Below are 23,117 nucleotides of genomic sequence, written 5' to 3' on the forward strand. Positions count from 1 at the left end.
TATACCGGAAGTGGAAATTATAAATAGGGAAAAATCGGGAGAATTGTATGAGCGGTAGACGCACGGGAGTTGCAACCGGTTGCCGGACCGGCCATTAACTTAACAAGTGCAGCGGGAAATATGATCAGGGAGTTGAATTCTTATAGATGGTGTATTGCCCTTTCACCAACGCCTGGTTAAACAATGCGGAATCGGATCCGGGATAGCGGCCGGAAGGCTGCTTCTTTGTACGGGGCCGGGTTCTGCTATGGCTAACAGGAGGATTAATGGTATGCGGCGTTGAGCTTACCAGGGAAATATAATTAGCTGGTAAAGCTGCTGGTAAAACCGCAACAGGCAGCTGTTGTGGTTGGTCGATAGGGGAAAGGTTTTTTTCGAGTCTAACGCCTAACAAACGTTTCTCACAGGAATGAATCCATGCAATGCAACCAACACATGTCATCAAAGCAACAAAAGAACGCATAAACACAATTTAGGACTGGCTAATAATCTCAGAATCCGTTTAACCGGATACCGATCGAAAATGGATACTGTTGTAACCCGTAGTCATGTAACGCCGTAAGGGCAAAATTTGCATACAACTTCACAGGTCCATAGCCTAGTTCACTGGTAAGTCCAAAACGCCACTTATTAAGATTAAAGTCGTCCGTTTTTCTCACTTTACCTCTTTCTTCACTCACCTGCTTAGTTCTGGATTTGAGGAGATAACCACCGGAGACACCAAGACTCGCCTGGAACGCGCGGTTCGGGCGGGCGGGGTTAGAATTGAAATTAAGCATAACCGGTACTGATATGTATTCGGCAAAAAGCTTGTTCTTCGAAAATTCTACGGAATCTCTGATTATTTGTGTAGGATAACCCGGTAAATAAGTGATATTCCGGGCATACCTATAGTTATTCATCTCTAATCCTAAAGCATATAACAAGTTAAGTTTGTGTTTTGTTATATTAAGTCGTTGTTGAAATAGCCAAATATTAAAATTGATTGATTTTCCTGTGATCAGTCTGAACTCAGAGGGCGTCAGTGGCTCACTGGCATCCCTTGGGGCAAAGGTAGCCAACCCTTTGGCGGAGTAATCGTATGAGGTATTTCCTACCGTATTATAGGCAACAGCACCATTATAGTAAGAAGATCCATTAGGATAATAGTTGACGAAACTTGCGCCGTTATAGTCGCTGCGGTCAATATAGTTATTAAAGCCAAGGTCAAAAACGAACCATTTTGTCTGCAGGTTTCTTTTAAGCTTCTGACGGGCATAGGAGGTATCATTGTAGAACTTGTAGCTGGTACGGCCTTTATCGTTCTTCCCTTTTATGATGACCAATCCTTTGATCTGTATGGTGTCCGGTGGAGCCGGTGTATTTTTATCTGCCTTTTGCGCATGAGCCCACCCGCCACATAATACCAGTAACAAAATGAGTAAAAATTTATGCTTCATATGCTATGACCATGATTTATTATTTGTTCCTTTTCCGGGAAAAAAACTTAGCTACGTTGGTTACTTTATCGAGGATCTTACTGTCGCTGCCACTTACAGACATGATCAGCTCTCCGGGAACACCCTGCGCTTCTGTAACTGGGGTAATTTTATTTGTTGAATGATCGGTTACCTGGTTGGTAGAGGCCAATACCGGTTCTTTTACTTCCGGCCGGGCGGCTGCGATAGTCACATTTGACTGCTGCAGGTGTTGCTCTACCACTTCGCTCATTGAATTACGCTGTGGTGGCAACTGTGAAATAACCGGTGCATCTGCTTTCGGAGTGGTGGCGGCCAGTGCAGGTTCCGGTTCGGGGGTTGCAGCTGGTTTCTTCACCCGGGTGGCGGCAGCTTTATTGTTTTTAGCCAGCAGAGGAGCGTCCGCAACTGGTGTAGCTGCCGGAGCTGCATCGGCGGCGGCAGTTGTAACCGGCGCTTTTGTTCCGGCCAGATCCGGCGCTGTTTCCGGCGACACGGTTGTGTTGGCTGGTGCGGTAACCACCGGTTTGGTGGCACTTGCTATAGCAGGAGGTTGCGTTACCTGCTGACCTGCCGGCATCAGCCAGATGATCAGTCCCGCTACCACTGCAGCAGCGGCCGCGCCCCATCCTATGCGGCGGTAAATGGGCGATACCCGGCGTTTACTGCTTCTGTACAACGAGGCTTTATCCGCAAATACCAGGGAAGTATCGGGAGTCAGCTTCACGGCCTGTAGCTGTTTCAGTTCCTGCTGAGCAGCGGGATGCTGCTCCAGGTAGGCCTGTAACGTTTTTTCTTCTGCCGGCGTCAGTTCCCCGTCGATATATCCCAGCATCAACTCTTCATAATCCACCTGTGCAGGCGAAGATGATCTGTACAATGCTGCCTTATTATCAAAAACAAGTTTGGTGTCCGGCACCAGGCGCGTTCCTTCCAGCAACTCCAGCTCCTGACGGAACTGGGGATGCTTTTGCAGGAAAAGCTCCAGTGCAGCCTGTTCTGCCTCATTCAGCTCACCATCGATGTAGCTGAGGAGGTAAGACTCATAGTTTGATATGTTAATTTCTATTGACAAAAACTGTATTTATTATTAATCGCTTAGCAATTATAAAAATATTATATAACATTTTCCATTTTCACCAGGTAGTTCTTCAGATGAATCCTGGCGCGATGCAGGTAAACCTTTACCTGGGAAGGGTTCAGGTTCATCATCTCCCCTATTTCTTCATAAGAATACCCTTCGTAATCTTTCAGCATAATCAGCGAGCGTTGTACTTCACTCAATCTGGCCAATGCCTTTTCGATGATTTCCTTTGCGTTATGTACCTTATGATCTGCTACTTTATCTTCTTCTTTAAACTGTTCCACCAGGGTGATCCGCTTTACCTTACGCACATGGTCAATCATATTGTGGTAGCCAACTGTAAACAGGTATGACTTTGCCTTTTCAAAAGGCACGTCCTGGCAGTGCTTCCACAATATCTCGAATGAATTCTGTACTACGTCTCTGGCGTCTTCCGCATGCTCCAGATTTTTAACGATAAAGCGGAACAGATTGTCCGAATACAGATCCACACATTTATTGTACTCCTTTTCCGTCATTCCGGTGGTGCGGGATTTTAGTGCTAAGTTCCGACAAATACTTCAATACCTATCATTGACCAAGTCCATACTTGTTACCCACACCTACTCTAAAGTCGTACGATCTTCCCCACAGTTGTAGTAACAGTTCCTTTCAAACTGAGCATCAGCCTCTTATCCAGTATACTCTTTTAGCATCTTTTCAACAAGGGGCGATTTATCAGTTTTTCACTTCATGGCAGTTATAATCATGATAGTACTATGACGGAGGGCGGCGACTAAATGTTACACCTGGGTCAAACTTTTTGCATATCCTGCCGTTACTCATTCGGGCCATAAATAATCGTAATACATTTATTGCCCATAACTTTGGTAGATCCACTTTAAATATTGCAATTTATATGAATGAGAAGTTTATAACCCGGTTGCGGGAAGAACTCGGCGATATCAATAAAGCCGGCCTGTATAAGAGAGAGCGCATTATTACATCGGAGCAGGGAGCTGAAATACAGGTGGGTGGCAAAACCGTCCTTAATTTCTGTGCAAATAATTACCTGGGTCTGTCATCTCACCCGGCTGTAGTAAAAGCAGCCAAAGATGCCATCGACACACATGGCTATGGTATGAGCAGTGTGCGCTTTATCTGTGGTACACAGGATATTCACCGGGAACTGGAAGAAAAGATCTCCAAATTCCTGGGTACAGAAGATACTATTCTCTATGTAGCGGCCTTCGATGCCAATGGTGGCGTATTTGAGCCATTATTCAACGAACAGGACGCCATCATCTCCGATGCACTGAATCACGCCTCCATCATTGACGGGGTACGTTTGTGCAAGGCACAGCGTTTCCGCTATGAACATAATAACATGGCCGACCTGGAAGCAAAGCTGCAGGAAGCGAAAGACTGCCGCAGCCGCATTATCGTAACAGACGGCTCTTTCAGTATGGACGGTACCATAGCTCAGCTGGATAAGATCTGTGACCTGGCCGATAAATACAATGCCATCGTAATGTCCGACGAAAGCCATTCCTCCGGATTCCTGGGCAAAACCGGTCGCGGTACCCATGAATACCGTGGCGTAATGGGCCGGGTAGATATCATCACCGGCACCCTGGGTAAAGCCCTGGGCGGCGCTTCCGGCGGATTTACCAGCGGACCTAAAGAAGTAATCGACATCCTGCGCCAGCGCAGCCGTCCTTACCTCTTCTCCAACTCCGTGGCTCCCAGCATTGTAGGCGCTTCTATCGCCGTACTGGACATGCTGAGCGAAACCACCGAGCTGCGTGATAAACTGGAATACAACACGAAATATTTCCGGACCAAAATGACGGAAGCCGGCTTCGATATTAAACCCGGCGACCACCCGATCGTTCCCGTAATGCTGTACGACGCTGTACTCGCTGCCCAGTTTGCAGACAAACTGCTGCAGGAAGGCATCTACGTGATCGGCTTCTTCTTCCCGGTAGTACCGAAAGGACAAGCCCGTATCCGCGTTCAGCTGAGCGCCGGACACGAACAGGCACACCTCGACAAGGCCATCGCCGCCTTTACCAAAATTGGTAAGGAACTGGGCGTGATCAAATAAATTTGTACCCCACCCGGGTACATAAAGTTGAGTATGATTGAATGAGATTTGCGGGTTAGTGGGGAGATAATAACGGCCGGAAACCGTTGCTATCTCCCTGCTAACCCGTAATTCGTTATTCTTACTCCGTAATTGTTACTTTTGCACCTCATAACTCAATCATTATGCAGATGAAACGATTTGGCTGGATGTTACTGGCGATGGGCCTGTTCCTCGCAGCCTGCGCGCCGAATAATGTAAAGGAAGAGAAAGACTGGGAAAAGTATTTCGCCCAATACAAAGTAGAAGGCACCTTCATGCTGTTCAATAACAGCCAGGGAGAATTTAAAGTGTATAACCTGGAAAGGGCTAAAAAACGCTTTCAGCCTGCATCTACTTTCAATATATTCAGTTCCCTGGTAGGAATTCATACCGGCGCTATCAAAGACACCAGCATGGTGATTCCCTGGGATGGCATTACCCGTCAGTTCCCCGAATGGAACAAAGACCTCACCATGGCGCAGGCTTTCAAAACAGGCGCCGAACCGTATTTCCAGGAAATAGCACGCCGCATCGGTCAGCCCACCATGCAACTGTGGCTCGACTCCGTAAAATACGGCAACATGAAAATCAGCCGTATTGATACCTTCTGGCTTGATAATTCCCTGCTGGTTTCACCGGATGAAGAGCTTGGCCTGGCAAAAAAACTCTACTTCGATCAACTGCCGTTTGCAAAAACAACCATGAAAACCGTTCGCGATGTGATGCTCATGGAAAAAACGCCAAAGTATGAACTCTCCTACAAAACCGGAGGAGACTACAACGATGCGAAAAAACTGGGCTGGATTGTAGGATGGATCGAAGAAAACAGACACCCGACTTTCTTTGTGCTGAATATAGAATCGGAAGATCCGAAACTGGATATTCCGAAAGTACGGATGGAAATCCTGCGCGGCATACTCACAGAAGCCGGCTACTTCAAAGGCGAAATGTAGTATTACTCTATAATACCGGACGCTGGTGATTCCCGACGGAGTCTCCAGCTTTTTTGTTTTCCGGAGATGACTAACGGGTAATCTCCATCAGGCTACAGCCCGTTTCCCCAGCCCGCTGCTTTTCAGGCACTTACCCCGGCGAAAACATCGCCCGCCCTGCTTTTCCGGCTCCCCAACTTTTCACCGGATCGTTAAAAAAACGATAAAACCCCTTCCCAACGGCTTGCAATACGTGACAAAAAAATTATTTTTGATATCTTACCTGGTTTACTACCGGTAACGGATATCTTAAAATCGAATATGTTACGATTTCAGCATAGTGAATATTTATGGGCATTGGTGCTCCTGTTGGTTTTACAGGTGGCCTTTCTGGGTGTGTCCTGGTGGAAACGCCGTTCTATACGTCGTATCGGGGATCAGGCGCTGGTAGAAAAATTGTTTACCGGCTACTCCCGTAAACTGTTTGTATTAAAGTTCCTGCTTATTTTCCTGGCCTTCTTCTTTGGCGTAGTAGGGCTGGCCAACCTGCAAAAGGGAAGCCGCATGGAAAAGATCACCCGCAAGGGAGTCGATGTGATGATTGCCCTGGACGTGAGTAAAAGTATGCTGGCCACGGATGTGCAACCCGATCGTCTTACCCGCGCCCGTCAGCTGATCAGTAAACTGATGGATAAACTGGATAACGACCGCGTAGGCCTTGTGGTTTTTGCCGGGAATGCTTATCTCCAGATGCCGCTGACGGTTGATTATTCTGCTGCAAAAATGTATCTCAGCACTGTATCTCCCGATATGATACCTACACAGGGTACCGCTATCGGGCAAGCCATACAGGTATCTGATGAAGCTTTCAATAAAAAAGAACGCAAACATAAAGCCCTCATCATCATTTCCGACGGGGAAGACCATGATGAAACGGCTATACAGCGCACCAAAGCGGCTTTCGAAAACGGCGCAGTGACCAATACTATCGGTATCGGTTCCGCTGCCGGCTCTCCCCTGCCCGATCCGGAAACCGGCGGCATGAAAAAAGACCGTGAAGGAAATACCGTTATTTCCAAGCTGAATGAAGAAGAACTTAAATCTATTGCAGCTGCCGGTAAAGGCATTTACCAGCACCTTGATAATAATACCGATGATGTAGTGAATACACTCGTTGCCAAAATAGATGGCATGGAGCAGAAAGAATTCGGGGAGAATGTATTCACAGATTACAACAGTTATTTTCAATATTTCCTGGGCATATGCCTGGCATTACTGCTGATCGAATTCTTTATTCCTGAAGTCCGTTACAAACGTACTCCGGATTCACCGGCAGTTTAATTACATTGGCTCATGAAGATTACTTTTATAAAATATTGTCTTTTTACCACAGCGGTTCTACTGAGCAGCCTCGGCAGCTTTGCGCAGAACGGTTCCAATAAGTTTATCCGCAAAGGCAACGAACTGTATCAGAAACAACAGTACACCGACGCCGAAGCCAGCTACAAAAAAGCCCTGGAGCAGAACGCACAATCTGCAGAAGGTAGCTATAACCTTGGTAACTCACTGTACCAGCAAAAGCGCTACGACGACGCCCGGGCACAATATGCCAATAGCCTGAAACTAAGCGGTAAACCCGCTGTTAAATCAGACGCTGACTACAACATCGGCAATACTTTCATGGAAGGTAAAAAGTGGGAAGAAAGCATTAAATCGTATAAACAGGCATTGAAAATCAACCCGTCTGACGAAGATGCCCGCTATAACCTCGCCTATGCACAGGCCATGCTGAAAAAACAACAGCAAGGCGGCGGTGGCGACGACAAAAAAGATAACAAAGACAAAAATAAAGACAAGAACAAAAACGATAAGAACAAGGACCAGGACAAAAACAAAGACCAGGACAAGGACAAATCCGATAAAGACAAGGACAAGGATAAAAACAAAGATCAGAACAAAGACCAGCAGAATAAGGACCAGGATAAAGGCGACAAAGACAAGGAAGATCAGCAGAAACCTGAACCACAACCCAGCAAAATGAGCAAACAGGAAGCAGAACGCTTGCTGCAGGCACTATCGCAGGAAGAGAAGAAGTTGCAGGATAAAGCAAAGAAAGTGAAGGGACAGATAGTACCGAAAGACAAAGACTGGTAGTACTTCATCCACTCTATCAATACCACATCCCGGAGCAGGCCATCCCGCTTCGGGATGTTTTATTTTGCAGTAAACGCTGCTTGGCCGGCAGGGCATAAAAAAACCGGAATAAGAATATTCCGGCCGTTTTACCTAAACCTACAACTGTTACGCGGCGGTAACAATTCTCTTTCGTGTTTTAAAGCAACAGCGCCTCCTTTGCAGAAGCGCTGTATTGCCTGATTCATCGGGGAAGTATGTTTGCCTGCTACTCGTCACTCTTTACTTTAACGTTTACAGTCCGGTTAATTGGTCCTTTGCTTGTTTGATTCGTGTAGTCGTGCTATTGATTCATCTACCGGTTGATTCCTTTTTCGCAAACATCTTCCCGCCTTAAACACACATTATTTTGCCACCGCCTGTAAGGTGGTGCCTTCTTTAATTTCATCGCTGCCATTCTGCACCAGCTGATCGTTGTCTGACAGATCGCCGAATACTTCTACCTGTCCGTTGGATTCATTCCCACATTTCACCGGCGTCCATACCGCCTTGTTATTCACGGATTTGATCACAAATACCTTCTCTGAATTAGCGACGATCGCGGATTTAGGCACGATGTACACATCTTTCTTGCCTGGCATCGGCATCTGTACTTCTGCATACATTCCTGGCAGCAGGCGGGCCGCTTTGTTGGCCACATCCATTTCCAATATTTCAGAACGGAGTTTTACATCCAGGCTTCCGGCGATACGATTTACTTTCGCGGTGAAAGTATCTCCCGGCAGGGATTTCACGGTAAAACGCACATCATTGGCATGATGGGCTTCATCGGTATAGATCTCCGGAACGGCTACGGATAAACGTAATTTCTGTTGCTCTTCCAGGCGGAACAAAGGCCTGTCAGAACCCTTTCCAGCAGGGCCTACGTAGGTACCCGGATGCACATTACGCTGACTGATCACACCACTGAACGGTGCGCGGATCACCAGGTAGCCCAGCATCTGCTGTACTTCGTGGTAGGAAGAACGGGAGGATAACAACTCCGCACTGTCGGCGCTCATTTTCTCAAAGGCCATATCGAGGTCGTTGGGAGAAATGGTACCGGGTACCTTGCTGGTTTTCAGCAAACGCTCATACGTAGCGCGGCTGGCGCGGAACATGGCTTCCTTTGTATGGAGCCTGGACTGCGCTTCCAGCAATTGTGTATTCATTTCCGGTGCATCCAGGGTGGCTAACACCTGACCGGCGGTTACCTGGCTACCCAGATCCACATTCACATTTTTTACATAGCTGTTCACTTTTGCATAAAGATCTGCAAACTGAAACGGCTTGATTTCTCCGGGTAATTTCAGGGAGGCATCCAGCTGGCTCTTCTGCAGGTGAATGATCTTCACCTGCACACGCTGGTTGTCTGTTTCTTTTTCATCGTCTGCCCGGGAGCTATGGCAGGAGGTAAATAACAAACCTATTGGCAATAACGCAGCAGCCGTCATGACCCGATACGACAGGCTGTATTTATTTATATTCATGATATTGATATGTCGTTTAGTCATTATAGTGATACTTGAATTAAACACGTGGTGCACCCGGAACGTAATACTGGCTGTTTTCATCTTCTGGATCCAGGGATACCGATTTTACGGTAGATTTCTGCTGTACCCAGGAGAAGATCAACGGTAAAATGAACAGGGAAGCGAAAGTGCTGGCAATCAATCCGCCGATTACCGCGCGGCCCAGCGGAGCCGTCTGATCGCCCGCTTCACCGAGGCCGGAAGCCATCGGAATCATACCCGCCACCATGGCTATGCTCGTCATCAGGATAGGACGCAGACGGATGGAAGTACCTTCCAGCGCCGACCTCGTCGAATCATGATTTTCCAGTCGCAGTTTTTCTGCATTCGTAATCAGCAGGATCGCATTCGCTACCGATACCCCCACCGACATAATAATACCCATGTAAGATTGCAGATTCAGTGTAGATCCCGTGAGCAGCAACATGATCAACGAGCCCGCCAATACCGCAGGGATCGTAGAAATTACCACCAGCGCTACTTTGAACGACTGGAAATTAGCTGCCAGCAACAGCAGGATCACAATAATCGCTACCAGCAGTCCGGATTGCAGGCTGTCCAGTGTTTCATTCAGCAGGTTCATTAAACCGCGCTTTTCTACTGTAATACCACGGGGCGGCTCACCGGCACGTTTAATCGCTTCTGCCACTGCCGCAGATGCATTGCCCAGGTCTTTCTTATAAATGTTGGCGCCAATGGATACAATCCTTACTGCACCAATACGATCGTATTCTCCTACCACAGTATCCGGCTGTAACGTAGCTACATCTCCCAGTGAAGGACGGGTACTGTTTTTACTGATCGGAATAGCCGCCATATCATTGATGCTGGACATCTCATTTTCCGGTACAGAAATCTGCACAAAATAAGAAGTAGCATTCCGTTCGTCGAGCCAGTTATTTTTTTCCGTGAAACGGCTGGAGGAAGTAGAGGCGGTGAGCGATTTCGAAATGTCTGTAATACTCACGCCTAGTTGTCCGGCCCTTTCCCGGTCAATGTTTACACGGATCGCCGGATAGTCCATCGGCTGGTTAATCTGTACATCACGGAGGTAAGGGATTTTCTTCATTTCTTCCAACACCTTCTTCGCATAAGGCACGCTCTCTTTCAGATTCTTACCCATCACGGCAATCTCAATCGGTGTAGAAGCGCCCTGGCTCATCACTTTATCGGTCAGGTCGATAGGTTCAAAACTCATCTTCACTTCCGGCATCTGTTCATGGATCCGTTTGCGGAACTTCTCCTTGAATTCGTCCATATTGATCTTGAAGTCTTCTTTCATATTTACCTGTAACACCGCCTCATTAGGTGTGGCCATAAACAGATAAATGGGGTTGGTAGAATAGGACGATGGATGAGTACCGATGAAGGAAGAAGTGATGTCGATATTTTTCGCACCAACAATTTCCTTCAGGATATCTGTGGACTTAATAAGCATGGTTTCCGTCCGTTCCAAACGCGTTCCGGTGGGCTCTTTGAGCCTTAACTGGAACTGGCCGTTATTCAGTTTAGGTAAAATATCACGGCCTATGATACTCATACACAATGCTACTATACCAATAACCCCAATAAAGTAAGCGCCGATAACCAGCTTGCGTCTTTTCAACAGGTTTTCCAACCAGCTGATGAAGCGCAGCTTAAAGCGATCGAAGCCGGAAATAGTTTTAACATGTTGTTTTTCGTCGGCAATTTCTGTTTCAATATATCCGGCTGTTTTATGCGCATCGCCGGTGTGTACATGCGGGTGACCATGATGTTTGAACTTGTTGGCATCGAGCATCCAGTTAGCCAGGATCGGCACCAGTGTTTGTGACAGCAGGTAAGACGCGATCATGGAAAAACCAATCGCCAGCGACAATGGCATAAACATCGCACGGGGTACCCCTTTCATGGTAAAGGAAGGTGCGAATACGGCCAGGATACACAAGAGGATCAGCAGTTTTGGAAACGCTATTTCCTGGCAGGCATGCCACACGGCCTGGGCTTTGGGTTTCCCCATCTCCAGGTGCTGGTGGATGTTTTCAATGGTAACAGTAGATTCATCTACCAGGATACCAATGGCCAGCGCCAATCCGCTCAGCGTCATGATGTTGATGGTTTGCCCGAAAAGTTTCAGCAACATCACGCCTATGATGATAGACACCGGGATGGTGATGATGACGATGTAGGCACTGCGGCGATCCCCCAGGAACAGCAATACCATCAATGCAGTGAGCACCGCACCGATCACACCTTCACTGATCAGGCTTTTCACGGCATTGATCACATACACGCTCTGGTCAAATACAAAAGATATTTTGACATCTTCCGGCAGTAATTTCTGAATGTTCGGCAACGCTGCTTTCAGGTTGTTCACTACGGTCCAGGTGGAGGCGTCGGCTGTTTTGATGATAGGCAGGTATACGGAACGTTTTCCATCAATCACCGCGTAGCTGCTGGTTACGTCGGCGGCGTCTTCCACTTTCGCCACATCTCTAACAAACACAGTAGGTCCATCACCCATAATCAATGGAATATTTTCAAATTCCTTTACGGTACGGATCACAGTGTTGGCCGGTGTGAGATAGGTGATATCACCAATACGTACGTTACCGGCCGGCGATATCTGGTTATTGTCTTTGATGGCGGCTACTACCTGATCGGCGGACAGATGATGGCTTCGCATCAGTTCGGGATCCACATGGATCACGATGGTGCGGGAGTTACCACCAAATGGTGCAGGTGAGGTTAACCCGGCAATACGGCTGAAAGACGGCCGTACCACAGTCATGGCCAGATCCTGCAGTTCGTTGTTGGAACGGGTAGGACTGCTCAGTGCCAGCTGTCCGATGGGTAAAGTAGATGCATCAAAGCGAATAATAAAAGGCGGTTGCGTACCAGACGGCATCGAGGAAAATGCACGATTGGCCATGGCTGTCACTTCCGCCGCGGCTTGCGCCATATTCGTTCCTTCGTAAAAAGAGATCTTCATCATCGTGAGACCCTGGATATTCTTGGCCTCAATATCTTTTACGCCTGTTACATACAGGAAAAGGTTCTGATAGTTGGTGGCAATAAATCCTTCCATCTGCTGTGGCGACATACCGCCATAAGGCTGCGATACGTAGATCGCAGGCAGATTGAGATCAGGAAAGATATCTATCTTAATATCCCGCGTAGCCTGGATACCAAAAAACAACAGGCCTACCACCATAACGATGATGGCTATTGGTTTTTGCAGTGCGGTTTTAATCAGGTTCATACAAATATATTCAGAGAATGAAAGCCTATCGTTAATTACAGTTGATTCAAAAACAATTGCAGATCGCCTACTGTGGCCGACTTATAAAGAATGGCCTGCCAAACGCCGTTATAAGCAATGTCTCTGTCGGTTTCTGCCCGGTTAATATTATACAGTGCCTGGGCCAGATCAGCGATATTGGATAATCCGTTTTCATACAGGGTGCTTTTCTGTAAAAAGGCGTCACTGGCGGCTTTCAGGCCGATGGGCGCTTCCCGGTATTTCTTCACGGCATTATCTATCTGTTGCTCCGACAATTGCAGTTGATGTTGCAGGCGGTTGTATGTTTGATTGTATTCGTTCTTTAATCCTTCTGTGGTGTAGTGCTGACGTGTAACCTGCGAATGCGTACGCCAGATATCCGTTACGGTCCAGGAGAGATTCAGTCCTACCAGGTAGTTCGAAATCTGCGGCTTCACGCCCGACCAGTAAGCCTGGCTGTAGTGGCTCAGGTTAGCGGCACTGTAGTCGTTGTCAAATCCGGATCCGCGCGTTTGCATCACACCCATAAACGACAGGCGGGGCATAGCGTTTTTGCTGGTGAGCCGTTCATTGGCATCGCTCAGTGTTACCCGGGAGCTGAATAGTTTCAGCAGGGGTTGATTCTTCAGTGATAGAGAATCCTGTGCGGAAATAGTTTCCAGTAACTGGTTCGGTATTTTGGTGATGAAAGTAGTGTCGAGGATAAAATCCTGCGGCGGTACGTCCATCATTTCTGCCAGCTTGTTGCTCTGTGAATTTTCATAATTCACCGCGTCTACCAGTGTGAGTTTGGCCTTGGATACTTCTGCGTTGGCGATAGAGCTGTCTACCCCGGCTGTGAGGCCGTTCAGCGCCCGGGAAACGATGATCTGTTTCAGGTCTTCCGCGCGTTTCAGGTTAGATTCCATGGAACCTCTGAGTCGTTGTGCGGCCAGCAGGTTCAGGTAAGCGCCGGCAACGCGCACCTGTTGTTCAAATTTCTCCTGTTCCAGGTCGGCCTGGTTGGTGTAAAGTTGTTCTTTGGCGGCTTGAACTTTAGCGTGCTGGCGGCCAAAGGTTACTACATCCCAACTGATGTTGGCGAGGTAAAGTCCCCCGAAAGCGGCATTCCAGTTCTGCGAAGGCAGCACGGGCCCGGAGGCGCCGGTGGTCCAGCCTTTGTATCCCCACATCGGACCGTTTTCTCCGTTTACGGTACCATAACTATTTTGAGCGGCGAGGTTAAGATCAGGTAAGTATTCTCTTCTTACTGCACTGATATTTGCGTTTGCTGCTTTAGCATAGTTTTCTTTTGCCTTGATGGACTGATAATTTTTCAGTCCGGTTTCTAATGCATCCTGCAGCGTGAGCGGGCGGGTCTGACCCATCACAACGGCGGAACTACAGCCTGCAATGACCAGCAGGCAAAGTGGTTTCCAGATGTTCATATATTAATCTATAGCGTCTAAAAAAAGCCGTTTGGTAAGGGCTGGCAAATTGAAATGCAAATATAGACCGGGGTAAGTGGTGGGTGTTAGGACAAATCAGCTATTGACTTGTACTATTTGAACATCATGTCTCTGAAATCCTGGGGGGAGATGCCGGTATTATTTTTAAAAAAGCGGCTAAAGTAAGCAGGGTCCTCGAATCCAAGCTCATAGCAGATCTCCTTGACACTTTTATGACTAAAAGCAAGGCTTCTTTTTGACTCGAGTACGATCCTGTCGTGCAGTAATTCGGTCACCGTGCGGCCGGTGGTGTCTTTGGTAATTTCGTTCAATCTTTTTGGTGTCAGTGCAAAAGCGCTGGCATAAAATGCTACCTGGTGTTCGGTGCGGTAATGCTGTTCCAGCAAACGGCGAAGCTGTACTACGCGTGCGTCGTGTGTCAGCGGCATCATGGTTTCCGCAGCATTGCGTTTCTTTTCCCGTTCTACCAGGAGCAGGAAGGCATTCAGGTAATGCTTCACAATGCCCCGGCTACAGTTGGGCGCGCAGGATTTCTCCTTGCTCATCAGCTGGATTAATCCCAGGAGAGACTCCGTGGTATTGCCGCTTGTGCTGATGGGGCCGTATCCGTGCCAGTTATCGAAAAGCGAGGTAAAGTCGTAAAGGGTTTCCTTATCGTTTTTATTGGTAAAGTAAAATTGCTCAGTGAAATATAAAAAGTAGCCTTCCCGTTCACAGTCCAGCTGGTGCACCTGCCCGGGGCGCAGCAGGAAGATCATGTCATCTTCCACTTCATACCATACGAAATCCACCATGTGCCGGCCTTTTCCCTTTGTAATCCATATAATCTGGAAATGATCATGACGGTGGGGTTGCTCGGTCAGTTCATTACGGAATACTCCCAGGGGGGCCACGTTGAACTGCCCCGAAAAAGGCAATTGCTGGTAAGGTATATCTATGCTTTTATTCAGTAACATAAAGTGGCTCAAAAATACGCCTTTATCCCCTATTTGCGTCCTTTCCGGTACCTCCGTTCATGGAATTTAATGTAGCTTTAAGCTGACTCTGTATATCAAGTCACTTTTACTAACTTTGCTTCCGCAGGAAAACAAAAACAACGTATGCAGCTTTATTGCAACTCTCTGACAGAATACAAGCGACTGGCCACACTGGAAGTAAAGGTGGGAGATCTTATCATCGGAAACTTTAACCCCGTCCGTATTCAGACCATGACCACTACCGATACCATGGATACCGCCGCCACCGTGGCGCAGACCATCCGTTGTATCGAAGCCGGCGCCGAACTGGTGCGCATTACCGCCCCCAGTAAAAAGGAAGCCGACAACCTGCTGGTCATCAAAAATGAACTACGCAAACAAGGATATACTACTCCCCTGGTGGCCGATATCCACTTTACCCCCAATGCCGCCGAAATAGCCGCCCGCATCGTGGAAAAAGTAAGGGTGAACCCGGGGAATTATGTAGATAAAAAGAAATTTGAACAGATCGACTATACCGACAGCGAATACCTGGAGGAAATAGACCGCATCCGCGAGCGCTTTTCCCCACTGGTAAAGATCTGCAAGGAATATGGCACCGCCATGCGGATAGGTACCAATCACGGCTCCCTGAGCGACCGGATCATGAGCCGCTACGGCGATACCCCCATGGGAATGGTGGAGAGCGCCATGGAATTCCTCCGGATAGCAGAAGATCTGCAATACCGCAATATTGTACTGAGCATGAAAGCCAGCAATCCGCAGGTAATGGTGCAGGCCTACCGCCTCCTGGTACAAACCATGGAACAGGAACTGGGCCATTGCTACCCGCTGCACCTGGGCGTTACAGAAGCCGGCGACGGCGAAGATGGCCGTATTAAATCGGCCATCGGCATCGGTGCCCTGCTCGAAGACGGCGTGGGCGATACCATCCGCGTCTCCCTGACAGAAGATCCTGAATTTGAACTGCCCGTATGTAAAGATATTGTGAAGCGGTATACTAACCGGAACGACTATACGGCTATTCCACCGGTAAGTAACGTGCCCTACTCTCCTTTCGAATACAAACGCAGGGAAAGCAGCGCTGTGGAAAACACCGGCGAAAAACAGGTACCTGTAGTAGTAGCAGATTACAGCCGCGCGGAAAACATCCGTCCGGAAGATCTGAACGCTATCGGTTACCACTACGATGAACCCAGCGACAAATGGAATATCGGCGATGCTGCCGCAGATTATATTTATACCGGTAAACAACTGCCGGCCTTCGGATTGCCGGGCACACTGCGGATGGTGATAGATGCAGATTATTGGCAAAGCCTGACCGATAAACATGAACTGGTGCCCTATTTCGACGCCAGACATTATGTAACGGCCTGTGAGCAAAAGGAAACCGGCCGGATCAACTTTGTACAGTTCGATGGCAACCACCTCGATACCGAAGCCCACGAACAATTGCTGCTGCAACTGGCCAACCCGGCTACTGCCGCCAGCACTGTGCTCATAGCCACTGCCACCGGCAGCAACGCCATGGCAGCCATCCGCCGCCTGTTTATCCTGCTGCTGGAAAAAAACATCCAGGTACCGGTCATTATCCACAGTGTCAGTAACCAGCCTTCGGCAGATGAACACCTGATCCATCATGCCACCGAAGCCGGCGCCCTGCTCCTCGATGGGTTTGGAGACGGGATATGGCTTACCAATGAAGAAGCGACCGGTAACCAATACAATACCCTGAATAACATTGCCTTCGGCATTTTACAGGCTACCCGTACCCGTATTTCCAAAACAGAATATATTTCGTGTCCTTCCTGCGGCCGCACCCTGTTCGACCTCCAGGAAACCACTGCCCGCATCCGGGCCGTAACCCATCACCTGAAAGGCGTGAAAATCGCCATCATGGGCTGTATCGTAAACGGTCCCGGTGAAATGGCCGATGCCGATTTCGGTTACGTAGGCAGCGGTGTAGGAAAGATTACGCTATATCGTGGTAAAGAAATCGTAAAACGAGGCCTGAACAGTGATGTAGCTGTAAATGAGCTGATAAACCTGATCCGGGAAAACGGTATGTGGGTAGAGAAAAACTGATTTATTAAATCTTCCTTAAAAACAATCATAGCGGATACAGCAATGACGGAAAAAGCTTAAATTTTCATAAAACATACTTGATATGAAAAAGCTCCTCACCGGATTGTTGGCCATGTTTATGGGTTTAACCGTAACAATGGCGCAAACACCTGCCACCGCCAAAAAAGAAGCTAAATCCAAAGCTAAAACAGAAAAAGCAGAAAAGGCTACACCGGCAGCACCAGCTACCGCTTCCGCCGCTCCTAAAACAAAAAAAGACGGTACGCCTGATAAAAGATTCAAGGAAAATAAAGCAGCCGCACCTGCAGCAGGACCTACCAAGAAAGATGGCACTCCTGACATGCGCTACAAAGCAAACAACAAAAGCGCAGGTAAGAAAAAGGCCTGATAACAGTCGCCTGAAAGGTTAGCCCGAGAGGGATCAACGGACCACTACAGGATATCTGCTACTGCATAAAATTTTAGAAAGGGGCTGACCGCGAAACACCGGTCAGCCCCTTTCTTACTTCATATCCGCCGCTTATACCTCCTCTTTTTTCAAGCGTCATTTTAAGCGCTGATCACGATTATATTTTTCTACTTTTATTTTTTTAGTTGGTTGTCTATAACGTATAGTTATCACTGATAGTTATTAGTTATTTGACTTCGCACAGGTGGGCGGCTACTTTTGTAGCGTAATCCACCAACCTGTAATTTGAATGGAAACCAGAAAGATTCAACGTTATAAGCGGATCCTCGCCGGGTCCTTTGCATGCCTGTTGCTTTTAGTACTGCTCGTAGGCTTTGAGACATTTTATCTCTGCACACGTCAGCTAACCCACCCGGAAACAACGCCTCCACCGGCGGTGCAGGGGAATGCTATTGCATACTGGCAGCCACCGCCCATCTCCACGCTGCCGCCAGGCGAAAAAGGAGCTGCCATTGTGTATGGTCAGACGCTGATCCGGGAAACAGCACGTTACCTCGGTCCCAAAGGAAGTGTACTCCAGATCACCAACGGCATGAATTGCCAGAACTGCCATCTCCAGGCCGGGACCAAACCTTTTGGCAACAACTACAGTGCCGTGGCCGCCACTTACCCTAAGTTCAGGGCGCGGTCCAACAGCGCAGAAACACTGAATAAACGGATCAGCGACTGCTTTGAACGGAGCCTCAATGGCGCCGCACCAGATAGTAACAGCAAGGAAATGACCGCTATCAAGGCTTATATCGAATGGCTGGGCAGTGAAGTACCACCACATGAAAAGCCCAACGGCAGCGGCCTCCGGAAGCCGCCCTACTTATCACGGGCCGCCGATCCCGTAAAAGGCGCCAAAGTATATACACAACAATGCCAGCAATGCCACGGGGCCAATGGAGAAGGAGTAAAAGATCCGGAAGGCATCGTCTTTACTTACCCGCCGCTATGGGGGCCGCAAAGTTATAACGACGCCGCCGGCCTTTATCGCCTCTCTAACTTTGCCGGCTATGTGAAAAACAACATGCCTTTCGGCGTTGATTTTAATTCCACGCAGCTCTCTGATGAAGATGCCTGGGATATAGCGGCCTTCATCAATTCACAGCCAAGGCCACATAAAGATCAATCGGCCGACTGGAAGGATATTGAAAAGAAACCGATCGATTTTCCTTTCGGTCCTTATGCAGACGCATTCTCCGCAGAACAACATAAATACGGACCTTTTAAACCCATGCAACACTAAAAACGGACATCATGAAAAAAATAATGCTATTGCTCTGTCTCTTTACGCTGTTAGGCTCCCAGTATGCCATGAGTCAGCGCAAAACGAAGTACCGGGCTATCTATCAGCTCAACAGTGACGACGATAAAGTTATCCGCAATACCCTCCGTAATATCAAAAATGCGCTGGAAGATCCAAGATTGCAGGGCAAAGTTACCATTGAACTGGTGGCCCACGGCGGCGGCGTAACCGCGTATAAAAAAGATCAACCTTACGAATCACTCTTACAGGAATTACAAGACAAAGGCGTGCTGCTGGTGGAGTGTGAAAACACTCTGCGGGAAAGGAAGATCTCCAAAGAAGAATTGTTTCCCTTCATTCATTACACCCCCAGCGGTAATGGTGAACTGATCATCAAACAGAAAGAAGGCTGGTCATACATACACCCGTAAACAAATCATCATGAAATACATTACTACAACGCTGATAGCCTTGCTATTGGCAGGGGCGCTTCATGCCCAGGACCATCGCTTTGATCCTCCCTGGAATACGCCACCCACCGGCGGCGTAGCCTTCACCGTACCCGGCATAGACAATATTCCTGATCTTTACGGTGATATGGCAGATCCACAACTGGTCATCTTCTTTGCCGGTAACCAGTTTATGGTGATCGATTCCCTGATCACGGATTTCAAAAAAGCCTATCCGCAATACCAACGGATCTTTGCAGAAACGCTGCCGCCGGGCATCCTGGCACAACAGATTATCAGCGGCTCGCTGGTAATGGGCAATCTTCGTATAGCCGTGAAACCGGATATCTATACCGCAGGAAAAAGCCGGATAGATCAATTAAGGGATAGCTTCTCGGTCGTAAAAAATTATGCGGGCAATACCCTCGCTATTATGGTGCAACCGGGCAATCCGAAAAAGATCAGAGGACTGGCAGATCTGGGTCGTAAAGACGTGCAGGTGAGCATGCCCAACCCTGCCTGGGAAGGCATCGGCAAACGCATAGAAGAAGCATATGTGAAAGCAGGCGGCCCGGCATTGCAACAGGCCATTATGGTGAACAAGGTAGCCAAAGGCAGTACTTATCTCACCAAAATCCATCACCGGGAAACGCCCATGCGCATTCTTTACAAACAGGCAGATGCAGGCCCGGTTTGGTTTACAGAAGTTTATTACCAGCAAATGATCCATCACCCGGTAAGCATGATTACCATCCCGGAGAAAGAAAATATCCATGCTTCTTACTGGGCCGGCGTGCTGAAAAGTGCGCCGCATCCACAGGCGGCAGCCGACTTCATGGCCTTTCTGCTGGGACCCGGCGGACAAGGTATTTATAAACACTTCGGCTTTACGCCGCCTGAGTTGTAAGGTATTTTTGTATTTTTAGTGCATGTTCGATTTCAGACTAAGGGTTTTTCATACTGTTGCCAAACGCCTCAGCTTCACCAAAGCTGCAGAGGAATTGTATATTTCACAACCAGCTGTTACCAAGCATATACATGAATTGGAGCAACAACTGGGCATGGCACTGTTTGAAAGAATCGGTAATAAAATAAAACTAACCCGTGCAGGTATGCTGGTGATGCACCATGCAGAAATTATTTTCACGGATTACCGTAACCTGGAGTACGATGTAAATCAGCTGAAACATATGCAGGGCGGACTGTTGCCCATTGGGGCCAGTACCACCATCGCGCAATACCTGATACCACCCTTGCTGGCTAAATTCAACCAGCGCTACCCCGATGTGAAAACATCGCTGACCAATGGCAACACCGAGCAGATAGAACAGGCCCTGTTTGAAAAAACCATCCAGTTAGGGATCATAGAAGGCAGTTCAAAAAATCCGCTGCTGAAATATGTGGAGTTTGCGAAAGATGAAATTGTGCTGGTCGGCAATGTGAAACATCAGTATGGCAACGGGGAACCACTTACCGCCGCCGACCTCAAAACTATACCGCTGCTGATGCGGGAACATGGTTCGGGTACGCTGGAAGTGATTACCGAAGAACTGAAACGACTAAAGCTAAAGATCACTGACCTGAATGTAGCCATGTATATGGGCAGTACGGAAAGTATCAAATCATATCTCCACCATTCGCCCTGTGCAGCTTTTATTTCCTTACAGGCTGTACAGCGCGAACTGGAGTTGGGAGAATTCACCATTTTGCCCGTAAAGAATTTCAAACTGGTGCGAAAGCTGCACTTTACCTATCTGCAAGGCTTGCAGGATAAGCTTTGCCAGCTCTTTATCCGTTTTGCCAAACAGAATATGGTGGAGTAGTCCCCGTTACACAGATCGGATTGTAATGGCAAACCCTTGCAGGAAATCATCTCCCGAATTATTTATTCAACAACTGCCAGTGCAGCATTTCCCCGGAGGAACTCACTTCTTCCATACCCAGGTGTTGTAAAACGCGCATAGATGCCGTGTTCGTTACATCACATTCTGCAATCAGCTTCCGGACATGCGGTTGTTGAAATGCCCATTTTACAAGACTGGTAGCAGCTTCCCGCATATATCCTTTTCTGCGATAGTCGGGCAACAGGGTATAACCGATTTCCACCACGCCGTTTTTATCCGGTCTTCCTTTAAAACCGATATCGCCGATGACGGTACCAGCTTCTTTACTCACAATGATCCAGAGCATCCAGGGAAAAGACCGGGGGTCATGTTGCAGCAATTCAATAAAATGGGGCAGTTGTTCTTTGAGATCCGGTTGGGGCCAGTTCTCCGGAATATGCGCCTGCAATGCTTCCCGGGCATGGGGATGCCTCAGATATATCTCCGTTAGCAAAGGTAAACGGCAGGGATATATGAATAAGCGTGCAGTCTGTAGGGGCAACATGTTACGGGATTTATGGCAAATGCGATTGTTCACTAATGATTCCGGGCCTTCACAATAGCGGTATCGAACGTTTCGCCGGCTTTCAGCACATGGATCTGCAGGCGGTCAAGATCTTCCGTTAAAGCTTTCAATCGTTCCGGCGTTCCCGTGAGCGTAGGCATGGTACCATAGTGACAGGGGATGACATGCTTTACTTTCAGCAAACGCGCAGCAAAGGCGGCTTCCAGCGGTCCCATGGTAAAGCGGTCACCGATAGGCAGGATGGCGATGTCCGGCTCATATATTTCGCCGATCAGTTCCATATCGCCAAATACGGATGTATCGCCGGAGTAGTACACGGAAATATCATCACTGGTCCAAACGATGAAGCCATTAGTGGCGTGCGGATACCCGATCTTACCATCCGGCAGGTTGATATGCGCAAAATGGAAGGCGTTGGTCATCGTTACCTTTACATCCAGGATAGACACGGTACCGCCGGCATTGAGCGGTTCAAACGCATGATCGGGCACCCCCTGTTCCTGTAAATAGAACCGTACAATCGGGTTGGCGATCACCTTGGGCGACCGGGTGCGGATGATGTCTACTATTTTACTGTCGAGATGATCCCGGTGACCGTGCGTGATAAGGATCAGATCTACCTGTTCCGGGATGGTGATATCGGCTGGTAGTGCAGGGTTGTTGGTGTACCAGGGATCTATCAGAATAACGTGACCCTCGGGGGTAGTAATCCTGAAGCTTGCATGCGCCAGGAACTGAATTTGGGAATGCTGCGTGCTCATAGTACTGGTGCTTGATTATGGTAACTAAATATACGGCTTTTACCCTTTAGCATTTTAGCCCATAAAAAAAATGCAGCGGAGATGAGTCCCGCTGCATTTTTCCTATATTGAAATCACTTCGCCGCTGCTATTTACGTTGCAGGGTGTAGATGATCGCTGCATTTTTATTCTCAAAATTTACGTTTGCTCTCCAGGTCATTACGCTACCTGCGCCGGTTACTTCCACGCGGTAACCTTCTGTTACATTTTTTGCTTTATCGCCGCTGTACAGCTTTTTGAAGCCGAACATGCTTACGCCGCCGCTTTTAGTCAGGGACCAGGCAATATTCTGGGTAACAGCGCTGCAGCCATTTTCGGTGGAGCTGAGGGTATAAGAGCCCATGGCGTAGTTATCCGGCAGGATCCACTGGCTACCGATGAAGCATTTGGCATTCGCTTCATCAAACACAGTTACTTTCGCATTATCAGGAATTCCTTCATATTTTATATCTGTCAGCACCCAGTTACCTTTTACGGCGCTTTTATTGATGTCTTGGGTAACGCCTTGTTTTGGGGAGCAGGAAGATGCAAAAACGGCCACTATAGCCATCAGTAACGCTGCAAATGAAAATTTTCTCATGGGAAATTAGTTTGTGTGTTTAAATGCCAATGTATTCAACACGCAGTTATCAAATAAGGTTTTATAACAGCCAGAATACGGAGGCAATTTCAGCATTTGCAAGAAACGTACCAAATGAAAATA

General features: G+C 48.0%; 21 protein-coding genes. 10 read left to right on the forward strand and 11 right to left on the reverse strand.

Features of this window, described 5'->3' with window-relative positions; all coding sequences use genetic code 11:
- Window positions 1–124: 124 nt before the first annotated feature.
- The 4 genes from BMW79_RS33675 to BMW79_RS02335 are packed head-to-tail and all read right to left on the reverse strand — an operon-like array spanning window position 125 to window position 3,059.
- Entirely contained in the window at window positions 125–463 is a 339-nt protein-coding gene (locus BMW79_RS33675; protein WP_143059048.1) for a hypothetical protein, read from the reverse strand.
- A gap of 28 nt (window positions 464–491) precedes the next feature.
- Window positions 492–1,439 (reverse strand): outer membrane beta-barrel protein, encoded by a 948-nt coding sequence (locus BMW79_RS02325; RefSeq protein ID WP_089890023.1) that lies wholly within the window; start codon window positions 1,437–1,439, stop codon window positions 492–494.
- Between the two features lie 19 nt (window positions 1,440–1,458).
- Entirely contained in the window at window positions 1,459–2,532 is a 1,074-nt protein-coding gene (locus tag BMW79_RS02330) for a hypothetical protein (RefSeq protein ID WP_089890025.1), read from the reverse strand.
- A 41-nt stretch (window positions 2,533–2,573) separates the two neighbouring features.
- The gene (locus BMW79_RS02335) at window positions 2,574–3,059 is read right to left on the reverse strand and encodes an RNA polymerase sigma factor (RefSeq protein WP_089890027.1); all 486 of its coding nucleotides are present in this window, start codon (window positions 3,057–3,059) and stop codon (window positions 2,574–2,576) included.
- Window positions 3,060–3,439: 380 nt separating this feature from the next.
- Between BMW79_RS02335 and kbl the strand changes: the two genes are divergently transcribed.
- From kbl to BMW79_RS02355, 4 genes are all read left to right on the forward strand, one after another.
- On the forward strand, window positions 3,440–4,627 hold the full coding sequence (kbl, locus tag BMW79_RS02340; RefSeq protein WP_089890030.1) for a glycine C-acetyltransferase: 1,188 nt from the start codon (window positions 3,440–3,442) through the stop codon (window positions 4,625–4,627).
- 164 nt (window positions 4,628–4,791) lie between these two features.
- A complete protein-coding gene (locus tag BMW79_RS02345; RefSeq protein WP_245752353.1) occupies window positions 4,792–5,601 on the forward strand; it encodes a penicillin-binding transpeptidase domain-containing protein in 810 nt (269 codons plus the stop codon).
- 300 nt (window positions 5,602–5,901) lie between these two features.
- Window positions 5,902–6,921, forward strand: coding sequence for a VWA domain-containing protein (locus BMW79_RS02350; RefSeq protein WP_089890033.1), 1,020 nt, complete (start codon window positions 5,902–5,904; stop codon window positions 6,919–6,921).
- 12 nt (window positions 6,922–6,933) lie between these two features.
- Window positions 6,934–7,734 carry a tetratricopeptide repeat protein gene (locus BMW79_RS02355; RefSeq protein WP_089890036.1) on the forward strand — a complete coding sequence of 267 codons (801 nt, stop codon included), beginning with the start codon at window positions 6,934–6,936 and terminating at the stop codon, window positions 7,732–7,734.
- Window positions 7,735–8,117: 383 nt separating this feature from the next.
- Here BMW79_RS02355 and BMW79_RS02360 read toward each other — a convergent pair whose 3' ends face one another.
- From BMW79_RS02360 to BMW79_RS02375, 4 genes are all read right to left on the reverse strand, one after another.
- Window positions 8,118–9,242, reverse strand: a complete 1,125-nt coding sequence (locus tag BMW79_RS02360) for an efflux RND transporter periplasmic adaptor subunit (protein WP_177192018.1) — start codon at window positions 9,240–9,242, stop codon at window positions 8,118–8,120.
- 40 nt (window positions 9,243–9,282) lie between these two features.
- Entirely contained in the window at window positions 9,283–12,525 is a 3,243-nt protein-coding gene (locus tag BMW79_RS02365; RefSeq protein WP_089890042.1) for an efflux RND transporter permease subunit, read from the reverse strand.
- Between the two features lie 35 nt (window positions 12,526–12,560).
- Window positions 12,561–13,973 (reverse strand): TolC family protein, encoded by a 1,413-nt coding sequence (locus tag BMW79_RS02370; RefSeq protein ID WP_089890045.1) that lies wholly within the window; start codon window positions 13,971–13,973, stop codon window positions 12,561–12,563.
- A gap of 113 nt (window positions 13,974–14,086) precedes the next feature.
- The gene (locus BMW79_RS02375; protein WP_089890048.1) at window positions 14,087–14,950 is read right to left on the reverse strand and encodes a helix-turn-helix domain-containing protein; all 864 of its coding nucleotides are present in this window, start codon (window positions 14,948–14,950) and stop codon (window positions 14,087–14,089) included.
- 144 nt (window positions 14,951–15,094) lie between these two features.
- On the opposite strand from BMW79_RS02375, the gene ispG reads away from it, so the two are divergent.
- The 6 genes from ispG to BMW79_RS02405 all read left to right on the forward strand — a co-directional run bounded on the left by ispG (window position 15,095) and on the right by BMW79_RS02405 (window position 21,028).
- The gene (gene ispG / locus BMW79_RS02380; protein WP_089890051.1) at window positions 15,095–17,056 is read left to right on the forward strand and encodes a (E)-4-hydroxy-3-methylbut-2-enyl-diphosphate synthase; all 1,962 of its coding nucleotides are present in this window, start codon (window positions 15,095–15,097) and stop codon (window positions 17,054–17,056) included.
- A gap of 82 nt (window positions 17,057–17,138) precedes the next feature.
- Window positions 17,139–17,444, forward strand: coding sequence for a hypothetical protein (locus BMW79_RS02385; RefSeq protein ID WP_089890054.1), 306 nt, complete (start codon window positions 17,139–17,141; stop codon window positions 17,442–17,444).
- Window positions 17,445–17,754: 310 nt separating this feature from the next.
- Window positions 17,755–18,756 carry a c-type cytochrome gene (locus BMW79_RS02390; RefSeq protein WP_089890057.1) on the forward strand — a complete coding sequence of 334 codons (1,002 nt, stop codon included), beginning with the start codon at window positions 17,755–17,757 and terminating at the stop codon, window positions 18,754–18,756.
- 11 nt (window positions 18,757–18,767) lie between these two features.
- Window positions 18,768–19,187 (forward strand): DsrE family protein, encoded by a 420-nt coding sequence (locus tag BMW79_RS02395; protein ID WP_089890060.1) that lies wholly within the window; start codon window positions 18,768–18,770, stop codon window positions 19,185–19,187.
- A gap of 10 nt (window positions 19,188–19,197) precedes the next feature.
- Complete coding sequence (locus BMW79_RS02400; RefSeq protein WP_089890063.1) at window positions 19,198–20,112, forward strand: molybdate ABC transporter substrate-binding protein; 915 nt, start codon at window positions 19,198–19,200, stop codon at window positions 20,110–20,112.
- Between the two features lie 22 nt (window positions 20,113–20,134).
- Entirely contained in the window at window positions 20,135–21,028 is an 894-nt protein-coding gene (locus tag BMW79_RS02405; RefSeq protein WP_089890066.1) for a LysR family transcriptional regulator, read from the forward strand.
- Window positions 21,029–21,086: 58 nt separating this feature from the next.
- On the opposite strand, the gene BMW79_RS02410 is transcribed toward BMW79_RS02405, so the two are convergent.
- From BMW79_RS02410 to BMW79_RS02420, 3 genes are all read right to left on the reverse strand, one after another.
- Window positions 21,087–21,593 (reverse strand): GNAT family N-acetyltransferase, encoded by a 507-nt coding sequence (locus BMW79_RS02410; RefSeq protein ID WP_089890069.1) that lies wholly within the window; start codon window positions 21,591–21,593, stop codon window positions 21,087–21,089.
- Window positions 21,594–21,625: 32 nt separating this feature from the next.
- Window positions 21,626–22,375 carry a metal-dependent hydrolase gene (locus BMW79_RS02415; RefSeq protein ID WP_089890072.1) on the reverse strand — a complete coding sequence of 250 codons (750 nt, stop codon included), beginning with the start codon at window positions 22,373–22,375 and terminating at the stop codon, window positions 21,626–21,628.
- Window positions 22,376–22,502: 127 nt separating this feature from the next.
- The gene (locus BMW79_RS02420; protein ID WP_089890075.1) at window positions 22,503–22,994 is read right to left on the reverse strand and encodes a lipocalin family protein; all 492 of its coding nucleotides are present in this window, start codon (window positions 22,992–22,994) and stop codon (window positions 22,503–22,505) included.
- Between the last annotated feature and the right edge of the window lie 123 nt (window positions 22,995–23,117).

Origin of the sequence: Chitinophaga arvensicola (genome assembly GCF_900110835.1) — a bacterium.
GTDB lineage: Bacteria > Bacteroidota > Bacteroidia > Chitinophagales > Chitinophagaceae > Chitinophaga > Chitinophaga arvensicola.

What these genes read in the sequence shown, in the direction of transcription:
- BMW79_RS02400 (WP_089890063.1), top strand. Translation starts at nt 19,198, where the DNA reads ATGAAATACATTACTACAACGCTGATAGCCTTGCTATTGGCAGGGGCG.
- kbl (WP_089890030.1), top strand. Translation starts at nt 3,440, where the DNA reads ATGAATGAGAAGTTTATAACCCGGTTGCGGGAAGAACTCGGCGATATC.
- BMW79_RS02335 (WP_089890027.1), bottom strand. Translation starts at nt 3,059, where the DNA reads ATGACGGAAAAGGAGTACAATAAATGTGTGGATCTGTATTCGGACAAT.
- BMW79_RS02390 (WP_089890057.1), top strand. Translation starts at nt 17,755, where the DNA reads ATGGAAACCAGAAAGATTCAACGTTATAAGCGGATCCTCGCCGGGTCC.
- BMW79_RS02355 (WP_089890036.1), top strand. Translation starts at nt 6,934, where the DNA reads ATGAAGATTACTTTTATAAAATATTGTCTTTTTACCACAGCGGTTCTA.
- BMW79_RS02375 (WP_089890048.1), bottom strand. Translation starts at nt 14,950, where the DNA reads ATGTTACTGAATAAAAGCATAGATATACCTTACCAGCAATTGCCTTTT.
- BMW79_RS33675 (WP_143059048.1), bottom strand. Translation starts at nt 463, where the DNA reads ATGCGTTCTTTTGTTGCTTTGATGACATGTGTTGGTTGCATTGCATGG.
- ispG (WP_089890051.1), top strand. Translation starts at nt 15,095, where the DNA reads ATGCAGCTTTATTGCAACTCTCTGACAGAATACAAGCGACTGGCCACA.
- BMW79_RS02350 (WP_089890033.1), top strand. Translation starts at nt 5,902, where the DNA reads ATGTTACGATTTCAGCATAGTGAATATTTATGGGCATTGGTGCTCCTG.
- BMW79_RS02325 (WP_089890023.1), bottom strand. Translation starts at nt 1,439, where the DNA reads ATGAAGCATAAATTTTTACTCATTTTGTTACTGGTATTATGTGGCGGG.
- BMW79_RS02405 (WP_089890066.1), top strand. Translation starts at nt 20,135, where the DNA reads ATGTTCGATTTCAGACTAAGGGTTTTTCATACTGTTGCCAAACGCCTC.
- BMW79_RS02360 (WP_177192018.1), bottom strand. Translation starts at nt 9,242, where the DNA reads ATGAATATAAATAAATACAGCCTGTCGTATCGGGTCATGACGGCTGCT.
- BMW79_RS02415 (WP_089890072.1), bottom strand. Translation starts at nt 22,375, where the DNA reads ATGAGCACGCAGCATTCCCAAATTCAGTTCCTGGCGCATGCAAGCTTC.
- BMW79_RS02420 (WP_089890075.1), bottom strand. Translation starts at nt 22,994, where the DNA reads ATGAGAAAATTTTCATTTGCAGCGTTACTGATGGCTATAGTGGCCGTT.
- BMW79_RS02370 (WP_089890045.1), bottom strand. Translation starts at nt 13,973, where the DNA reads ATGAACATCTGGAAACCACTTTGCCTGCTGGTCATTGCAGGCTGTAGT.
- BMW79_RS02410 (WP_089890069.1), bottom strand. Translation starts at nt 21,593, where the DNA reads ATGTTGCCCCTACAGACTGCACGCTTATTCATATATCCCTGCCGTTTA.
- BMW79_RS02365 (WP_089890042.1), bottom strand. Translation starts at nt 12,525, where the DNA reads ATGAACCTGATTAAAACCGCACTGCAAAAACCAATAGCCATCATCGTT.
- BMW79_RS02395 (WP_089890060.1), top strand. Translation starts at nt 18,768, where the DNA reads ATGAAAAAAATAATGCTATTGCTCTGTCTCTTTACGCTGTTAGGCTCC.
- BMW79_RS02345 (WP_245752353.1), top strand. Translation starts at nt 4,792, where the DNA reads ATGCAGATGAAACGATTTGGCTGGATGTTACTGGCGATGGGCCTGTTC.
- BMW79_RS02385 (WP_089890054.1), top strand. Translation starts at nt 17,139, where the DNA reads ATGAAAAAGCTCCTCACCGGATTGTTGGCCATGTTTATGGGTTTAACC.